We start from the raw sequence: 17,414 nt of genomic DNA, 5'->3' as shown, positions 1-17,414 counted from the left end.
ACCCATTTTAAAAAAATAATGCAACTGTAGGTAAGCTCCAAATCCTTATGCAGTCTATCATCTCCAATTCTTTAATCCGAAATCGAAAGACATCAGAAACCGGGTTTTTTTGCTAAAATCTTTGGCGGGAGCCATCAGATTAGGTAAAAAACCCGGTTTCTTTGGCAAGAAATGCGTCTAGGACTGAGTTTATTAGCCTGTCAGCTACTTAAAAATGCAGAAAAAAACATTAAACTCCCCGGAAACCGATCGCCATTTCCATTGCATCGCGAGGACTGGGCTTAACTAATTCTCGATTTATTTTAGCCTGATATAGGTTGCCAACCAAACCCAAGATCACCCCGACAAACAATAAACTTCCCCCTAAATATTGAGCTAAAGTAGGAGTTTCCCCTAAAATCAAATAAGCCATTATTATAGCTGCAATTGGGTTCAATAAACTGGCTAAATTGAGTTCCGTTGAAGTCGCATTTTTTAAACCCGCTAACCAGCATAATTGACCCGTGACGACAATAATCGCCGCATAGACGATCATCCATTGCCAAAGAAAAGGAGATAACACTTCTGCAAAATGGTTTGGCCCGTAAAGGAGATTAGCCAAGATGAAAAAAATCACCGTCCCCAGAATATTGCGATAAATCGTAAAAATTCCCAAGGGAATCGATTGTAATTGCAGTTTACCAACGACGGTTGCAATGGAACCAATGATAGCAGCGATCGCCACAAAGATTTCTCCTGTTCCAATTTGAAATCCAGCCACCGTCATCATCTGCCCTGAACTACCTAAAAAAGCAGTCACTATCACCCCAGCCAAGGAAATCAGGGCCCCTGCACTTGCCCAAAAATCGACCCGCGAACCCAACAGCCAAACACCCAACACAAGGGTTAAAATTGGTTCGATACGCCCAATTAAAACGATATTGGTAATATTTGTCTGTCCCAGGGCTGTAAAAATCAATGCTGGAGCGATCGCCCCCGATAAAATACCTGTAATAGTTAAACTAATCCAATCTTTACGAGTCAGAGCTTTCAGAGTATTCGGTGCCCAGTCTTTATAAAAAATTAGAGTCATTAACCCTAAAGCACAAATATTACCCACAAATAAAACATTGCACAGTGAGATAGGATTTATGCCATTAATAGCATGATTTTGTCCAATTTCCACAATTTTACGAGTTATGGAATTAGAAGCAGCAAAAATCAAAATAGCAATGCCAAGATACATCGGGCTAGGAACTCGAATTAAAAACTCATGTACTTTATTGGCAACTTTCATGCTGTTTATTGATTTTGATTTTATGACACAAAGATTAGCTTAAGGTGATGCCTTTTCATAGCCAATCTGGGGAGCAGAATAAATGGAGACAAACACAGCATCTTCACTATTGTCATTCACTGCTCCATGAATCTGATTTTTTTCTGCGATCGCAACTTCACCAGCATTCAAGCTTTGGCTTTGACCATTGCCTAAATAATACGTCAAACTACCCCGGAGCATCACCCAAGTATCTTGTCCGTCGGGGTGACAATGAGCTTTAACAATTTGACCAGGCTTGACTCCCCAAATAGCGATGCTAGAATTTTCAGTCTGAATAATTTCTGTCACCGTAGCGACTCGATCGGAGAAACGCACAAAAGCTTCTAGGGCAAAAATTCTTGCTTTCATCATTTTCAAATCACCGTTTTATTTGGGTTGAGGACAGGTTTTATTGGTAAAATCACATTGCTCAATATGCTGTTTTTGCCAATGGAGGGGAATCTCTAATAAATCCCTTGCACCAGTCATTCCCTGACCGATAAAAAGCAGTAGAGCAAAAGAATTGAGAATAATATGAGCGGTGCGCCAGCTATTTTTTTTATCCTGATAAATATCTTGGACGATCGCCACTGAAAAAATCATCAATAAAGCGGCTGTAATACCGTAGTAATAATGGGAAACAAACCATTCATTATCCCGACGATAAATTTCTGGCTGAGCTCCTAAAATAATCAATCCCATGCCCGTAAAAGTGGCAAAAATACCCCGCCAGAGTTTAACTCTTGCCTTAAATAGTAGTGTGAAAGAAGCAATGCTTAACAGGAAAATGGCGATCGCAAAAAAGACTCGAAAGGGTTCTTTGGTAAAGGTGTCGTTACCGAGCATTTTTGAGAAGATGGGATAGGCCATTCCCAGTAGGGCAACTCCTACCACTGAGCGACTCAACCAATTACCGATCGCTACGTGCTCGGAACCTACCACTGGCGGAATTTTACTTTTTTCCCCATCGGCGACTTGCAAACGGCGTTGACGGGTGAGTAGGGCGCGATTCAGCACAATTCCGATTAAGGGAAAGACCACAATAATGGCGATCGCCGGATGTAATAAAGCCAATGTATCTTGAAGTTCCATGTTAATGATCCATTAATGAACGATTCAGGGACAATCAAAATCAATTTGCACTAAGCAGCCAGAAACAGAGACAGTAAAATGGCGATCGCATCGGCTGGTTCATAACGCTTACTATAGTCCACGTCAATATGAGCTAGGGCAATATGACGACGGCGATCGATGATAAAAGTCGCAGGAACAGGTAACAGCCAATCTTCCGTCCCGTTGTAATCGGGGAGAGCGTGACCCAGTTCGGTATAAAGTAACTTAAGAGGAGCGGGAATTTCAAAGACAACCCCATAATCACGGGCAATTTGACAACCCGCATCACTGAGAATATCAAAGGAAAGCGCGTTTTTAATCGCTGTTTTTCGCGAAGCATCAAGCCTTTGGGGAGAAATAGCTAAAACTGAAGCTCCTAATGCCTGAATTTTGGGTAATAGCCCCTGATAAGCCCGTAATTCTAGATTGCAATAGGGAGACCAACTGCCAAAATAAAAACAGAGAAGAACCGCTCCTTGATTTAATTTCTGGTAAAGACTAATCTGCTGACTGTCAGTATTTGGTAGGACAAAATCGGGGGCTTCATCGTCAATTCTCAAGGCTCTTCGGCTTAGAAATTCCTTCGCTAAAGCTTGGGTTGCTCCTTGCATGATTGCCGCTTTTGCAGGAGGAATTTTTGAAAAAAATTCCCGTTGGAATTTCGAGAGTTCAAGTTGTAAATTCACAGGATTTCCCTATAAATATATAGGAAATTTTCCCTCACATTCCATCTGCAAGGGAAAAAACAAATTACTTTACTTCAGCGGCTGTAAACATTGGCACTTTGCCTTTTTTCACAGCTACGACGACATCATAGGTTGCACAGTAGGAAAAGGTAACATCGTTGGCTTTGTTGTAGAGATTGACCACCATGCCTGCTCCACCCGGTTGTACTCCTAGAGGTAACAAATCGCCATAGAAAAATCGCCGCAATTGGTCGCCACTACCAACTTGTCCCTTGTTTTTACTGATGATATCGATCTTTTGCTGAACCGTCATTTCCGGGGCAGCGATCGCCGTATTTAGAAATTGGGGCAAAAAGCTATGTACAGCCATATCTCCCGCACTGATAACGCTAGCGAGGGCTAGGGGAGCGAACAGAGGACTGAGGGATTTGAGTTTTAACATCTGCGTTTTTGGGGTGAGAACGGTTGATGAGACTATCCTCATCTATTTTAATTTCTTTGAGAAGCAGGCAAAATAGAATATGGTATATGCCATTTTGGAATAAGTACGCTATGGATCGAATTGCCTGTATGCAGAGTTTTGTTCGGGCGATCGAAATGAACAGTTTTTCTGCCGTAGCGCGGGAACAACAGACGACGCAACCGACCATTAGTAAGCAAATCGCCGCTCTGGAAAAATATCTGGGGGTGCAATTACTCACTCGTTCTACTACCCATTTGAGTTTGACCGAGGAGGGCAAAAAATATTATCAATACTGTCAGCAAATTTTGGAAACCGTCGCCGAAGCGGAGGCCAGTTTAACAGGAAAAGAACGGGCTACAGGAATTTTACGATTGGGCTGTCCTGTGCTTTTTGGGCAAATGCAAATTGTCCCCCGTTTAAAAGCCTTTATGAAACGCTATCCCGATGTCAAGATCGATCTGATGATGGCGGATCATTTTGTGGACATTGTAGAGGATGGTTTAGACCTTTTGATCCGCATTGGTAATCGTCTGGATAGTTCCCTGATTGGCGATCGCATCGGCACGACTCGCCGCGTCACAGTGGCAACAACAGGCTATTTTGAGCAAGCGGGAGAACCCCAAAAACCTGATGATTTAGCGGATCATGATTGTATTGTCTATACCCATCTGGCAACGGGCAATGAGTGGCATTTTCAAGGAACAGATGGCACTATTAAGGTGCGGGTTGGGGGCTGTTTTCAAACTAATAGTTCTGTGGCGATTCGAGCAGCAGTGTTATCGGGTTTGGGCATTGCGGTAGCGCCGGTCTGGATGTTTGGTGATGAGATTTACCGGGGCGATCTCAAGGTTGTATTGGAGGATTATCAGCCGACTCCGTTGCAAATTCAGGCGGTCTATCGTCGCAGTCGTTTTTATCCGGCAAAGATAGTTTGTTTTATTGATTTTTTATCGTCAGAATTTAAGCTCGATCCTTGGGTTTCAGATTATGGGGTATGAGTAGCAAAGAGGAAGAAAGTGCCGTTAAGGTATTGGCGATCGACCCACTGGTAATTTTAAAGTATTGGGTATTGCGATCGCAATAAGCTGTCGCGCATTTAAATTGTACATTCAGGGCGGGCGAGAGGCCCAACCCTACTCCCCACAAGAGTTTGATTGTTTTTTCACATACAATTTATACCAATTTTAAAAAAGAATGCAACAGTATTCTCGTTCCCCCCCTTAGCAAGGGGGGGCTAGGGGGGGTCGAAGAGTGTTGCACGATTTTAGAGAAATGGTATTAAATGCCGCAACAGCTTATCCAATACGGTAATGATTTTTGATTTATGCGAACTTGTGTGCCAGAGTCTCGAAACTCGATCGCAAGAACAGTCACAAGAGTTAAAAAAGCTCGACTGATTGCGTCAACTCCAACCGCGCTCGCGTTGGCTGCAAGTGCTGTGTGCGATCGAGAGTGGTGCCAAAAATGTCAATAAATCTAACTACCTGCACGCTTATAATTCATCACCAAATCCAACCGCGATAAAGAACTTGTCGCCGATTCCCGCACATAGGAATCCACGGCTTCATCATTTGCAAATGTGGTGAGAACTTCTACACAGCGGCGATCGCCCACAGAAGCAAGAGCATTCACGATCGCCACTTGTACCGCCACATTATCCGTTGTATTCAGCGACTCCACCAAAATCTCAAAAGCTCTTGAACCCATCTGCCCCAAGGCCATCACTGAAGCAATATTAACCACAGGATTCGGATCGTCGATCGCCTTTTTTAATCCCTGCAAACCCGCTTCAGGAAACGGCAACTCTGGATAATTAATCGCAATTTGTGCCAATACCTTCGCCGCACTCCCTCGCACAGTCACATTATCACTGTTTAACAATGCCTCAACCACCGATGGCACGGCATCTTCACCGATCGCGCCCAAGGCTTTTACCGCCGCCCGACGATAGGTGACATCTTCTTCATCTAAAATGCCCACCAATCGAGAAATTGTATTTTCATCGCGGGAATCAGCAATTTCAAACATTGCCCGATCGCGCAGATGAGGATTCGGGTGTTTTAGTTTTTCAAACAAAGCATCTGTTGTCATGGTTTTTGTGGTTTTATAGCAGTTGACAGTTGACAGTTGATAGTTGATAGTTGACAGTTGTATGGCGGTTCTCAAGCGTGGTGAGGTATGCCCTATGCCCTATGCCCGATGCCCGATGCCCGATGCCCGATGCCCGATGCCCGATGCCCTATTAAGATAATTCGGATATTACAGAAGTATGAGCATCTACTTTAGCTCTAACCAACCAATCTTGGTCGGCCGCAGCAATTTCATAACCGCTGACATCACCAAGTTTTTCTAGTGCCATTAATGCAGCATACTTCAAATCCCAGATTTTAGTTTCCAGACAGATTTTCAATTCTGGAATAGCACGTTGTTCTCCCAGTTCCCCCAGGGCGATCGCCGCCCCTGCACGGGATTTTTGAAACTGGGGTTGGGATTGATGCAAAGCTTCCAATAACAAATCGCAGGCGGCAGAATGTTTTAACCAACCAAACAATTTTACCACATGAAAATGCGCTCCATAGTCATTATTTGCTTCTTCAGCAAAGGTCGCAAACAAAGCTGCTGGTGCATCCTCGGAGTAATTTTCAAGTATCGTTTTAGCGGCTAAATAGCAACGTCCAAAATCTGTTTCGTATAATTGGCGAATCAAAAACGGTAAGTCGGGTAATTTTTCATAACTATGCACTAAATCTAAATCCCCTGGATAGTCTCTTAAGGTTTGTTCCAAATAAGGTTGAATGGTGGCAAAGGTAAGGATTTTGTCAGCAATTCCCGCTTTTGCTAGCATCCTAATTCCTCTGAGCCGAAACACTAAAGATACCGGACATCTGGCAATATTGCCAATTGCATCGTAGTAACGCGCATCTATCAAATCCTGAATGGATAATCTGCGCCCGAGGACATTTTTGTGTTGCAACATCGCGACAACTTTTCCCATTTGAGAAAAGTCTCTGGTTAAGCGACAAATTGCGGCGATCGCAGCACTAGCAGTCGGCGGGTCAATATCATCGACAAATCTGCGAATTCTGGCTGTGGCTGGCTGATAATCTAATTTAGTCAGGGTGTGGATAATTACCCGGTAGGTTTGTCCCGGTTTATCCAGCAATTGAGCAATTTCTTCTAAAATATCCGGATCTTGAGTGCCAATTTCGCCGATCGCCCAAACAGCATTTTCCACCGTGTAGCAATCATCATCCGCCAGACAGGTGCGAATCACCGGCAATGCTTGCACAGCTTGCAGTCTTCCCAAGGTTTCCACCGATTTGCGGCGCACAATCCGGTTTTCCAGCACCGGATCGGTTTGTTGTACTGCTCGCATCAGTGCTGCGATCGATCGATCTGTTGAGAAATTGATCAAGTGGGAAGCAGCTATGTAGCGGGAATCCTCTTCACCTATATCAGCTTGGGGCGTATCTAAAAGCGCGATCGCCTGGTCTTCCGTTAAATTAAAAAAACTAAAAAAGCGTTTATCCATAAAATTAGCAGTCTGCAATAACTATAATATGATATGCCTATTAAAACACAATAACAAGCCTAGGAATTCTTTACCCTTACCTCACCAAAATTGGTAAAGCAACGAGCCAAGAGTTCCTAGACTTGTCTGGTAGAAACTACCCTGTCACGACATTACAAACCTGTCAGTTAATTAGGACAGGGAGTTGATCGCGTAGTCAAGAAGAGCATTGTACTCAGTCAAAGCTTGAGCAGACATATCGCGAGGAGTGCAACCGCGATTGCGAGCAAAGCTCAATGCTTCAACGTAAGGAGCAGTAGGCAAGCCCAAAGCGCGATAAACTTCGCGTTGACCGGCAATACCCCATTCATCCAGAGGGCCTGTGCCGCCAACAACTAAGCTGTATTGGATCAAGCGCAGGTAGTGCTTGATGTCGCGATGGCATTTTGCTTTGAAAGTATCGGTGGAGTTAGCTTGACCGTCTTCGTTCAAGTAAGGATACTTTTTGATGCAAGCATCATAAGCTTCTTTAGCAACTGCATCCAGGTTGTTGCCCAGTTTTTCAGCAGCTTCTAAACGAGCGGCAGAGCGTTGGATAGAACCTTGAACTGATTCTAAATCTGAGGTGCTAGGGAAGCGGCCTGCTGCATCAGCAGAGGCGATAGCGGTGGTGAGAACTGATTTCATTTCCTAAATCTCCTAAAGTGATTTTGACAGTGAGCGTAGTTTCAATTTTGCTGAGCGGATTGCGATTAGCAACAGACTAGCTCAGTGCCGAAATGATGCGATCGAAGTAGCTGGAAGCTTCGGCAACGAGAGTAGCGCAACGATCTTCGACTACGATAGATCCCATTTTCCGCAACTTAGCACCAGCAAATTTTTCGCTGGGGTTGTCTTGGATGTGAGCAGCGGCTTGAGCCTTCATGATTTGAACGGCACGCACGGTGGAGGTGGTGGGCACGCCCAAAGCTGCGTAGGTTTCTTTCAAACCATTCAAGCAACGGTCATCAAGAACAGAAGCATCACCAGCCAACAAAGCATAGGTGACATAGCGCAGAATGATTTCTGCATCGCGCAAACAAGCAGCCATGCGGCGGTTGGGGTAGCAATTACCACCAGCTTGAATCAAGCCTTGGTTTTCGCAGATCATACCGGCAACAGCATCAGAAACCATGCAGCTAGCGTTGCTGGCGATCGCGTTTACAGCATCCAAGCGTCGGTTGCCGCTGGCAACGAAAGCTCTGAGGGCAGCAATATCACCGACAGTGGAGGTGCTGGCATCGGCTGAAACTACAGCTCTTGAAAAAGCGTCAAGCATTGAGTTCTCCTTAACTTAGAAAAATTATTTCTGAATCAGAGTTGGTCAACTTGGTGACTAACTTGATGGTTTTGAATATATCTCTGGGGTGTTCCCTCTGTCTCATTCCTGAGAAACAAAGTAACAATTTGTTACTTTTGTGGCTAAAAGCACTTTTTTTCGCGGACAGGGGCGCAAAAAGTGGAGTTCTGAAGACAAGAATATTTTGGCTCTTGCCCCTGTACAATGTTTTCCATGAACAATATTAAGCAGTTTGTTGAAAATTCTCTAGGGCGGTGGCGATCGCAGCGCAGCGCCCATCATTTGACATTCAGACACTTTGAAGCTGTGCAGTCAGTCATTGATATCGTTGCTATCTCACCGGGCGATCGGGCAGTAATCGAACTCTGTCAATTGTATAATATTGACCCATCCCAAGCCGTAATGCCTTTTCAAATGAGTTGGGAGGGTGAGTCAGATTGGGATGAGAATTCTGAGGTTAAGGGGACTTGCATTCTTGTACCAATCCCCGATCCAAATGTGCCTAATCGCGGTAAGTTATTACGAGATCGAGGTTATGCTGAAACTATTGCCGCAGCAAGTGACTATCACATCACAGAGGATGGAACTTTTGTGCTGTTGACTACCTACGATAACGCCGCAGCCGAAGAAAAAATTTGGTTTGCTAATCCTAATTTACGGTTTCGTGTTTCCCTAATTAAAACCAGTGGAGGAAGTGGGGTAGTAACCGCCTCATTTTCATCAGAGATTCGTTCGCTCTCAGGGAATTAGTGAATTACTAATTGCTATTAATCAACTTTCTTCTACCTTCTTTTTAGCTTATGAATTCAGTTAAAAGCAATGATTTAATCACTTTAGCTCAGTGGATGGCTGGGGATTTTAGTAACTATCAACAATCCTTTGATAACCCACAACAATTTGCCCATATTCGGATATTTTTTCGTCCCTTACCCTTTGAATTTTTCAATGCCATTGGCTTTTACTCTGAACAGGTTTACGATCACGATCTGTGGACTCCCTATCGTCAGGGAGTTCATCGCTTAATTGACCGGGGAACTCAAATTTATATTGAAAATTATAGCCTCGAAGACCCAATACAGTACGCCGGAGCCGCACGAGAATTAAGCATTCTCAAAACTATTAAACCAGATTGTCTGCAACGACGCTATAACTGTTCCATGATTTTTAAACGAGACGGCGAAATGTTTCGAGGCCGTGTGGAACCTGGAAACCTTTGTCTCATCGAAAAAAGAGGTTGTTCCACCTACCTAGTCAGTGATGTCGAGATTACAGAAACAACTTGGAGTAGCCTCGATCGAGGTCTAGATGTGAATACTCATCAACAGGTTTGGGGTTCGGGTTTTGGCTCTCTACAGTTTGAAAAGCGTCAAAGTTTTGCCACTGAGTTACCTCACATCTTATAAGTTATCGGCTTGATAATTTCAAGTCACATCGCCTTATATTACAAAAAATCACTTCGTACTACAGCAAAAAGCTTCCACTAAAAGACTCCAAACCAAGATATCAACCTTTTTATGTAGTACAAATAAGCTGCAAAATCAGGCATAATGTTAACTTATGTAAATTTTTTTAATATAACCTCGAAGTATGATAGTTTCTCCTGTAATACAATTGTGGAGATTTTTTCAATGGTTTTTGGACCTGCATCTCGACTTGGAGTCAGTTTATTTGAAGAAACACCCTGTTTAGAACTGATGCCAGGACGTTCACAAGAAGAAGTAGAAACCATTATTCGTGCCGTTTACCGGCAAGTTTTGGGTAATGCTTACGTCATGGAAAGTGAACGAGCGACGATTCCTGAATCCCAATTCAAAAGTGGTGAATTCAGTGTGCGCGAATTTGTCCGCGCTCTGGCAAAATCAGACGCTTACCGCTCTCGCTTTTTCGATACTTGTCCTCGCTATCGGTTTATTGAACTCAATTTCAAACATCTTCTAGGTCGGGCTCCTGATGGCTTAGAAGAAATGAGAGAACATAGCACCATTTTAGATACTGAAGGCTTCGAGGCAGACATTGATTCTTACCTCGACAGCGATGAATACCAAAATGCCTACGGGGAAAATATCGTTCCCTATTACCGAGGCTACAAAACCCAGCCCGGACAAAATATGGTTGGGTTTACTCATATGTTTGCTCTCTTGCGGGGAGCTTCCAGTAGCGACCTCAAAGGCAGTCTTTCTGGCAAATCCCCTGTTCTGAATAAATTCGTGATTCAGCAAACCCCCCTACCAATAGTTCCCCCTTCAGGTGGTGCAGTTGGAGATGGTTGGGCGTTCCAAGAGTCTGCTGCCAATTCACGTACTCGTGCTGGATTAGGCGCCTCCACAGAAGGCAAAGTTTATCGCATTACTGTGACTGGATATCGTTCTACAGGAACGACTGTGATGAACCGAGTCTCTAAATTTCGCTCTAGCAATCAAGCCTATCTCGTACCATTTGATAGGCTCTCGCAAGAATATCAACGCATCCACAAACAAGGCGGCGTAATTTCCAGCATTACTGCTGTCAACTAACAACCGCTCAAACTTCAGCCTTAACGACTTGGGGAATTATCTCCCTGAGCGTGTCTTTCACAATCCCTAATTCCCTGTTTTGAAGCGTTATTTATTTTTAGGAGAAACTCAATGAGTGTCGTTTTAGATGCGCCCGTAGAACTTTGGCCTACCAGCAGCTCCGATGATAAACAGGCGGTAATTCGCGCTGTTTACAAGCAAGTATTGGGCAATCCCCATGTCATGGAAAGTGAACGCCTGACGATTGCAGAATCCAAATTGTGCGATGGCGCGATAACAGTACGAGAATTTGTTCGCGCTGTGGCTAAATCTGACTTTTATCGCAGTCGGTATTTTGAATCCTGCGCTCCTTACCGCTTTGTCGAGCTAAACTTCAAACATTTGTTGGGTCGCGCTCCTTTAGCTCAAGAGGAACTTTCTGAGCATATTTGCCGGGCTACCCAAGAAGGCTACGAGGCAGAAATTGATTCTTATCTCGATAGTCCAGAATATCAGGAAAAATTTGGCGAGAATACAGTCCCTTATTATCAAGGAGCAAAAAGTCAAGTCGGACAAAAGCAAGTCGGCTATAATCGCACCCTTTCCCTGTATCAAGGTTATGCAGGAGTTGATAGTGCTTTTACCGCTTCTCGCTTAGTAGATTTTGTGGCAGGCAATAGCGGTAACAAGATTACTTTACCAACAACAGGCGGTCGGATCAGCGCTTACAAAGATGCCACCGAAAAGACCTTCAAGATTTTAGTCAAGGGGTCTAAATTTGATAGTCCTCGCCGAGTAAGTAACACTGAATATCTTGTATCCGGTGCGAATATGACTCCGCAAATTCAGCGCATTCATCGTGCAGGTGGCAAAATTGTCAGCATCACAGAAGTTGCTTGAGGCATAGAGTGATTAGCGGGTAGAGAAGTAAAAAGTTACTTCTCTATCCCTCTCTGAAACAATCGCTATTTTTATCCGATCGCCCTCGCAATTATGAAAGCGATAACGATAGAAACGAGCGTTTTTCTGTGCCTAAGTAACAGATGTGTTCGCCTATGTCAAGCTATTTCAACCAACAGTAACTTTTTTTTACACTCTCAATCAAACTTTAATTAACGTTAGGAAAAAACAATGTCCAGTTTAACAGCCGCTTTTGTCAGTGACCCAGTAGAACTGCGATCCAATGCCACGGAAGACGATTTACAAGTCGTCATTCGTGCTGCTTACCGACAGGTGTTAGGAAATGCTCACCTGATGGAAAGTCAGCGTCTCACCAGTGCCAAATCTTTGCTTCGCAATGGTGATATTACGGTGCGTGAATTTGTCAGACAAGTGGCAAAATCAGACCTGTATCAGTCTCTCTTTTTTAACACCAATTCTGCCTATCGGTTCATCGAGTTAAACTGCAAGCATTTGCTTGGTCGCGCTCCTTTAGAACAGACAGAGATTTCGCATCACGTCCAAATTTGTAACACTCAAGGCTATGAAGCCGAAATCGATTCTTATATCGATAGTAACGATTACATCCAGAACTTTGGCGAGAATATTGTGCCTTATCCTCGGAGCATTCGCAGCCAAACTGGTATCAAGAATGTCGGGTTTAATCGGATGCTTTCTTTACTGGGAGGAGCAGCTACTAGCGATCGCAGCAATCAAGCTCAATTAATTGCTACGATTGCGAGCAATCTGCCTCAGAAAATCAAACTTTCTAGCGTTGGTACCAGTGGAGCCTCTAGCACAACTGGTAAACGTTTTCGGATTGCTGCTGCTAAGTCTGGTGGTGCTAAGGTCAGAGCGAGCAATATCAGCTATGAAGTCAGCTATGCTCAAATGTCTCAGCAAATTAAAAATATTCAGAAAATGGGAGGCAAAATTCTCAGTATTACTGAAGTTGGCTAAATCTACCTAGACTTCACCTTTGTCTTCCTTTAAGTTTGGCATCTCCTACTTTCTCTAGAGCGAGTTTATTATTCGCTCTTTTTCTCTGTAAATCTTGAAAATAAAAATAAATCACTCGGTTTTCAAGCTGAGTATCTGAAAGATGCTACCCCCAATAGCTGCTAAAAAAATGCAGGCTTGGATCAGAAGTCGTCACCTAATTTTTTCCGGTCAATTGCTAATTTTTGAAACTTTAGACTATCCAGCAGTTGAGCGATTTGAGGAATGTGTTAACAGTCTAGGAGGGTGCTTAATTTCTGTTGAACCAGGCAAACGACTTTGGATGGGAAATCATCGACAAGTGATTCTCTATCAGGCTAAAGCCAGTTTGCATACACCTCATCATGAACTGCGACAATATTGGTTCAAGTACGGCTGTTTTCAGACTCGATTCGATCAAAGAGCTTAGCTATAACAACCGCCAAGGTTATTAAGTATTAAAATATCTTTGGTTGTTTGCACAATTAGGAAGTTTTTGGTTAAAATAAAGCAAAATTATACTTGGTTGTGGTTATGGAGATTCACGAAATCGAAACGTCTCTGAACAATCCTGATTTTCAGTATCGACTCAAAGCCGTCGCGGCTCTCAAGGATTATAAACCGGAGATTGCCGTTCCCTTGCTCAAGGGCAAACTCGATGACCCGGAATTCTTAGTACGTTCCTTTGTCAGCCGGGCATTTGGGACACAACAAACCGCCGATTCCTTCGCCGCATTGCTCCAAATTATGAAATTTGATAATACGCCGAATGTGCGAGCTGAGGCTGCTAATTCTCTTTCGCTTTTTGGTCGATGTGCTGCATCTCATTTAGTCTTGACTTTTTTTCAGGATGACCACTGGTTAGTTCGTCGTAGTATTCTGGCTGTTTTGGTTGATATGGAGTGCGAAAGCGAACTCTTTGAGGTCTGTATGGAAGCCTTAGCTGGCGAAGATATGACCACTCAGGAAGCCGCTGTGGATGCACTTGGTACATTGGCCGGAACTAATCAGGAACAGGCTGCACTTTCTCAGTTATTAATCCTGGCTAATTCTGAGTATGAAGGTATGCGTCAGCACGTCGCATCTGCTTTGCAACATTTTGACGATCCGCAGGCTAGGGAAATCTTAAGTCAACTTCGGCAAGACTCAAATCATCGAGTCGTTGCTGCTGCTTTAGAAAATCTGCTTAATCAAATAAACAGTAAGGAATCTGATACTGTTTAGTTGATTAAGCTTGACTAAATTTTTTTAGCCCAGTGATTAAATGGTCAAAATAGAGGCTCAATAAATTCCGGTCTTCAAAATTAAATTGCTGCAAGCTAACGGTTTTCAACTGTTCGAGTCCACAGAGCATCGCAGAAACAGGAACCCGCAATTCTTGATAGAGTAGCTCCATGTTTTTGAGTCCTTCTTGGCTAGTAAATTGAGGACTGTTACCTGCAATTCCATAGGTGATACAGCGTAGGAACTGCCAAAAATCGCGCCAACAGGCTTCAGCACGTTCGGGAGGATAAAGGTCATTGCCAGGCTCAGTGATATTGGGAAAGTCGGCTAATACCTTTTTCCTCGCATCAGCAACAAGATTAGGAGCTCGATCTCGCAATAATCTGGCTTTTTCTAGCATTAAAGAGAGATTAGGAGCGAGATTTTTAATGCGTTCTAAATCCTCATCTGTGAGATATCGACTTTGATTGTCAGCCTCTTGAAAAATGGCAATTATTTCATCTGAATATAAGTTTTTCCAAGTGGCAAAACTGACAATTCTGGCTTGGGGAATTAATTGCTTTGCTCTTTCACTTAATTGCATAGTCATTAAATTACACATAATTTACTAGCATATACTAAAATTATGAGGCACTTTGTTAAGATTTATTACAATTACAGTAGTTTAATGATGTTTGTTACAGGGTTTTGCTTGGGAATCCTGAGCGCACAACAGAGTTTCGTAACGAAATATTACTTTGTTTGTCAAAAACAGAGACAAGATTTAAGGCAATCCCTTATGATTGTGTTTTGAGGGAAAGATTGAAGGAGCTAAATTTTAATCTATGTTTAAGCCGTTTCAGGAATTCTTAGAAAAAGAACTGTTTGGACGTTTTGCTCTAGAGAGTCGTCCCATTCCCTCTGGATTGGAATCGGTGGTGAGTGAAAGAGGCAAAAATCCCGCCACGATTCAAAGTTGGTGCTATCAATGTCCCCAATTGCGAAAGATTCGTTACACCTACATTGATGCTGGAGAAACGGCACAAATTTTCAATAGTGTCATTTATCCGAATTATAATTACGATCTGCCCTTATTAGGAATTGATTTTTTAGCCTTTGGACAGAAGAAAATCTTGGTGGTCTTGGATTTTCAACCTTTATTCCGCGATCGCGCCTACACAGACAAGTATATCGAGCCAATGAGCGCAATTAAGGATAAATACAAGGATTTAACGCAAGACTTAGAAATGAAGTTTTACGATGCGAACCAGTATTTTTCCAAGAACTTGCTGTTTGCTAAAACTGATGCAGAAACGGTTGTAAATCGTTTGTTTCCAGCCTATCAAGAATATGTCCAGTTGTATTGGCAAATGCTAGAGCAAGCCTCCCCGCTTAACACTCCCGAAGAAATGCAGCGGATTGTGAAGGCACAGAAAGATTACGATCAGTATAGTGCGGAACGCGATCCAGCATCAGGGCTATTCGGCAGCTATTTTGGGCATGAATGGTCAGAGCGATTTCTGTACGAGTTTTTGTTTGAAGATGCTGTTCCCTTAGCAGTTCCAGCGGGAGTAAGATAAGTTAAAAATGACTCTTTATCAGCCTTTCTTAGATTACGCTCTCCCACTTCTAAAAGCACGACTTGACTTGGCTCCCTATCCCATTCCCGCAGGTTTTGAACGGAAAGAATCTCTAACTGGGAAGGGGAAAAAAGAGCAGTTGGTTGTGACGACAAGTCATGCTTTTAAGTCCTCAAAATTACGCCAAATTCGGGCAGCTCACGTTGAGGGTGGTGATGCTCTCCAGGTACTTAATTTTGTGATTTTTCCCCAGTTAAATTATGACTTGCCCTTTTTTGGGGCGGACTTAGTAACCTTGCCGGGTGGACATTTAATTGCTTTAGATATGCAGCCTCTTTTTCACGATTCGGCTTACCAGAAGCAATACTCAGAGCCGATTTTACCGATTTTCAAGACTTATCAAAAGGAGTTGCCTTGGGGAGGAGATTTTCCCGACGAGGCAAAACCTTTCTTTTCACCTGCTTTTCTTTGGACTCGTCCCAAGGAAACCGAGGCCGTGCAAACTACGGTCTTTGAAGCTTTTAAGGATTATCTTCAAGCTTATCTCGATTTGGTCGATCGATCGCAACCTGTCACAGACAGTCAGCGACTTGGAGAGATTCTTGAGGCACAGCGACGTTATATTAATTATCGTGCTGCAAAAGATCCCGCGAGGGGAATGTTTACGCGGTTTTATGGTGAGGAGTGGACTGAGGAATATATTCACGGTTTTCTGTTCGATTTAGAACGCCACATTCCAGAAGTTCAACAATCAGTGTAAATTTATCCTACCCCAGAGCCAAGACTCTGAGCCGTATTGTTACGAGTAAAAGCATTCCAAGTTCCTAATTCTTTGCGATCGCGACTGCAAAGCATGGCTTTCATCTCTTGGGTGAGTCCTTGTGCTAGGGTAAAATCAGCGCCCGCAATACTCTTTAATTGCTCTAAATTTGCCCCAGTTAAGTCAGCACCTCGTAAATCCGCTCCTTGTAATTCGACTCCAATTAAGATAGCATTTCGTAAATAAGCACCAGTCAGAAAGGCATTCTGAAGACTTGCCCCACTTAAGGCGGCTCCCTCTAAATTTGCCCCAGTTAAATCGGCTCCACTGAGATAAGCACCTCGCAGATTGCAGCCGTGTAAATCTGCGCCTCTGAGGTAAGCTGTATTCAGAAAAGCTCCACTGAGATTGGCTTGGGGGCCAATGGCTCCCGAATTTTTGTAATTGAATCCCTCTGGCCACAGGGTACGATCGTCATATTGAGCTAATTTTAATTTGGCCTCTTGTAGCTGGGCATCGACTAAATTACAGCCCTGTAAATCTGCACGAAAAAGATAGCTTTCTTGTAAATTCGCTCCACTCAAATTGGCATCTCTGAGATTTGCCCTTCGTAAATCAACCCCTTTGAGATTTGCCCCTTGCAAATTGGTTTGACTGAGGTTTGCCCCAATCAAGTTTGCTCCACTGAAATCAATACCAGATAAATCCATCTGGCTGAGGTTGATTCCCGGAAGGTTGGTTTGAGCTAGACTTTTGCCTTGCTGAATGGCTGGTAAGATTTCTGTTACAGAAAGGGGTTCGGAGAGGAAAGATGAGTGTTGACGAGGTGACATATTTTTCTGAAAATTTATTGATTGAGTTGCTCAAAATTGTCCTGTGTCATTTATCCTAGAATTTGAAGGATTCCAGACTGACCGAAAAACGAGACACAAGCCCCTGGCTTCAGACACGGGGAAAAGTCGGCAGCGGTTTCAACCGCCTTCATTTTCGAGTTAGTCACAATCTTAACAGATATATACTTTCCAGCGATCGTTTTACTGCTAAAATAGTTTC

The 17,414-nt window shown here is 43.4% G+C and carries 21 protein-coding genes; 10 read left to right on the top strand and 11 right to left on the bottom strand.

The window, feature by feature from the left end:
- Positions 1-229: 229 nt before the first annotated feature.
- The 5 genes from QUB70_RS13250 to QUB70_RS13230 all read right to left on the bottom strand — a co-directional run bounded on the left by QUB70_RS13250 (position 230) and on the right by QUB70_RS13230 (position 3,538).
- Positions 230-1,276, bottom strand: coding sequence for a DMT family transporter (locus QUB70_RS13250; protein WP_332980924.1), 1,047 nt, complete (start codon positions 1,274-1,276; stop codon positions 230-232).
- Positions 1,277-1,315: 39 nt separating this feature from the next.
- Complete coding sequence (locus QUB70_RS13245) at positions 1,316-1,669, bottom strand: cupin domain-containing protein (RefSeq protein ID WP_332980923.1); 354 nt, start codon at positions 1,667-1,669, stop codon at positions 1,316-1,318.
- Between the two features lie 15 nt (positions 1,670-1,684).
- The gene (locus QUB70_RS13240; RefSeq protein WP_332980921.1) at positions 1,685-2,389 is read right to left on the bottom strand and encodes a DUF4079 domain-containing protein; all 705 of its coding nucleotides are present in this window, start codon (positions 2,387-2,389) and stop codon (positions 1,685-1,687) included.
- 50 nt (positions 2,390-2,439) lie between these two features.
- On the bottom strand, positions 2,440-3,096 hold the full coding sequence (locus tag QUB70_RS13235; protein ID WP_332980920.1) for a peroxiredoxin-like family protein: 657 nt from the start codon (positions 3,094-3,096) through the stop codon (positions 2,440-2,442).
- A 64-nt stretch (positions 3,097-3,160) separates the two neighbouring features.
- Complete coding sequence (locus QUB70_RS13230) at positions 3,161-3,538, bottom strand: hypothetical protein (protein WP_332980919.1); 378 nt, start codon at positions 3,536-3,538, stop codon at positions 3,161-3,163.
- A gap of 86 nt (positions 3,539-3,624) precedes the next feature.
- Here QUB70_RS13230 and QUB70_RS13225 point away from each other — a divergent pair, with 86 nt between their 5' ends.
- Positions 3,625-4,557, top strand: a complete 933-nt coding sequence (locus QUB70_RS13225; protein WP_332980917.1) for a LysR family transcriptional regulator — start codon at positions 3,625-3,627, stop codon at positions 4,555-4,557.
- A 478-nt stretch (positions 4,558-5,035) separates the two neighbouring features.
- On the opposite strand, the gene QUB70_RS13220 is transcribed toward QUB70_RS13225, so the two are convergent.
- The 4 genes from QUB70_RS13220 to cpeB form a co-directional block, all read right to left on the bottom strand.
- Entirely contained in the window at positions 5,036-5,650 is a 615-nt protein-coding gene (locus tag QUB70_RS13220; RefSeq protein ID WP_332980916.1) for a HEAT repeat domain-containing protein, read from the bottom strand.
- 151 nt (positions 5,651-5,801) lie between these two features.
- Entirely contained in the window at positions 5,802-7,091 is a 1,290-nt protein-coding gene (locus tag QUB70_RS13215; protein WP_332980914.1) for a HEAT repeat domain-containing protein, read from the bottom strand.
- 171 nt (positions 7,092-7,262) lie between these two features.
- Entirely contained in the window at positions 7,263-7,757 is a 495-nt protein-coding gene (locus tag QUB70_RS13210; protein WP_332980913.1) for a bleomycin hydrolase, read from the bottom strand.
- A 76-nt stretch (positions 7,758-7,833) separates the two neighbouring features.
- On the bottom strand, positions 7,834-8,388 hold the full coding sequence (gene cpeB / locus QUB70_RS13205; RefSeq protein WP_332980912.1) for a C-phycoerythrin subunit beta: 555 nt from the start codon (positions 8,386-8,388) through the stop codon (positions 7,834-7,836).
- A 234-nt stretch (positions 8,389-8,622) separates the two neighbouring features.
- Between cpeB and QUB70_RS13200 the strand changes: the two genes are divergently transcribed.
- The 7 genes from QUB70_RS13200 to QUB70_RS13170 all read left to right on the top strand — a co-directional run bounded on the left by QUB70_RS13200 (position 8,623) and on the right by QUB70_RS13170 (position 14,042).
- The gene (locus QUB70_RS13200; protein WP_332980910.1) at positions 8,623-9,159 is read left to right on the top strand and encodes a phycobiliprotein lyase; all 537 of its coding nucleotides are present in this window, start codon (positions 8,623-8,625) and stop codon (positions 9,157-9,159) included.
- 50 nt (positions 9,160-9,209) lie between these two features.
- Positions 9,210-9,812: a chromophore lyase CpcT/CpeT gene (locus QUB70_RS13195; protein WP_332980909.1), complete on the top strand. Its 603-nt coding sequence runs from the start codon at positions 9,210-9,212 to the stop codon at positions 9,810-9,812.
- 225 nt (positions 9,813-10,037) lie between these two features.
- On the top strand, positions 10,038-10,922 hold the full coding sequence (locus QUB70_RS13190) for a phycobilisome linker polypeptide (protein WP_332980908.1): 885 nt from the start codon (positions 10,038-10,040) through the stop codon (positions 10,920-10,922).
- 111 nt (positions 10,923-11,033) lie between these two features.
- Positions 11,034-11,801: a phycobilisome rod-core linker polypeptide gene (locus tag QUB70_RS13185; RefSeq protein WP_332980907.1), complete on the top strand. Its 768-nt coding sequence runs from the start codon at positions 11,034-11,036 to the stop codon at positions 11,799-11,801.
- Between the two features lie 231 nt (positions 11,802-12,032).
- Positions 12,033-12,800 carry a phycobilisome rod-core linker polypeptide gene (locus QUB70_RS13180; protein WP_332980905.1) on the top strand — a complete coding sequence of 256 codons (768 nt, stop codon included), beginning with the start codon at positions 12,033-12,035 and terminating at the stop codon, positions 12,798-12,800.
- Between the two features lie 142 nt (positions 12,801-12,942).
- Positions 12,943-13,248, top strand: coding sequence for a CpeR family transcriptional regulator (locus QUB70_RS13175; RefSeq protein ID WP_332980903.1), 306 nt, complete (start codon positions 12,943-12,945; stop codon positions 13,246-13,248).
- A gap of 104 nt (positions 13,249-13,352) precedes the next feature.
- Complete coding sequence (locus tag QUB70_RS13170; RefSeq protein ID WP_332980902.1) at positions 13,353-14,042, top strand: HEAT repeat domain-containing protein; 690 nt, start codon at positions 13,353-13,355, stop codon at positions 14,040-14,042.
- A gap of 4 nt (positions 14,043-14,046) precedes the next feature.
- Here QUB70_RS13170 and QUB70_RS13165 read toward each other — a convergent pair whose 3' ends face one another.
- Entirely contained in the window at positions 14,047-14,625 is a 579-nt protein-coding gene (locus QUB70_RS13165; RefSeq protein ID WP_332980900.1) for a phycobilisome protein, read from the bottom strand.
- A gap of 241 nt (positions 14,626-14,866) precedes the next feature.
- On the opposite strand from QUB70_RS13165, the gene QUB70_RS13160 reads away from it, so the two are divergent.
- On the top strand, positions 14,867-15,601 hold the full coding sequence (locus QUB70_RS13160) for a 15,16-dihydrobiliverdin:ferredoxin oxidoreductase (protein WP_332980899.1): 735 nt from the start codon (positions 14,867-14,869) through the stop codon (positions 15,599-15,601).
- A gap of 7 nt (positions 15,602-15,608) precedes the next feature.
- Positions 15,609-16,361: a phycoerythrobilin:ferredoxin oxidoreductase gene (locus QUB70_RS13155; RefSeq protein WP_332980897.1), complete on the top strand. Its 753-nt coding sequence runs from the start codon at positions 15,609-15,611 to the stop codon at positions 16,359-16,361.
- A 2-nt stretch (positions 16,362-16,363) separates the two neighbouring features.
- Here the strand turns inward: QUB70_RS13155 and QUB70_RS13150 are convergent, their stop codons facing one another.
- Entirely contained in the window at positions 16,364-17,194 is an 831-nt protein-coding gene (locus QUB70_RS13150; protein ID WP_332980896.1) for a pentapeptide repeat-containing protein, read from the bottom strand.
- Positions 17,195-17,414: the final 220 nt, after the last annotated feature.

The sequence above is a fragment of the Microcoleus sp. A003_D6 genome, from assembly GCF_036702825.1.
Taxonomy (GTDB): Bacteria; Cyanobacteriota; Cyanobacteriia; order Cyanobacteriales; family Microcoleaceae; genus Microcoleus.
Note: the sequence above shows the minus strand (reverse complement) of the source record. Positions and strands in the feature narration are given on the sequence as shown.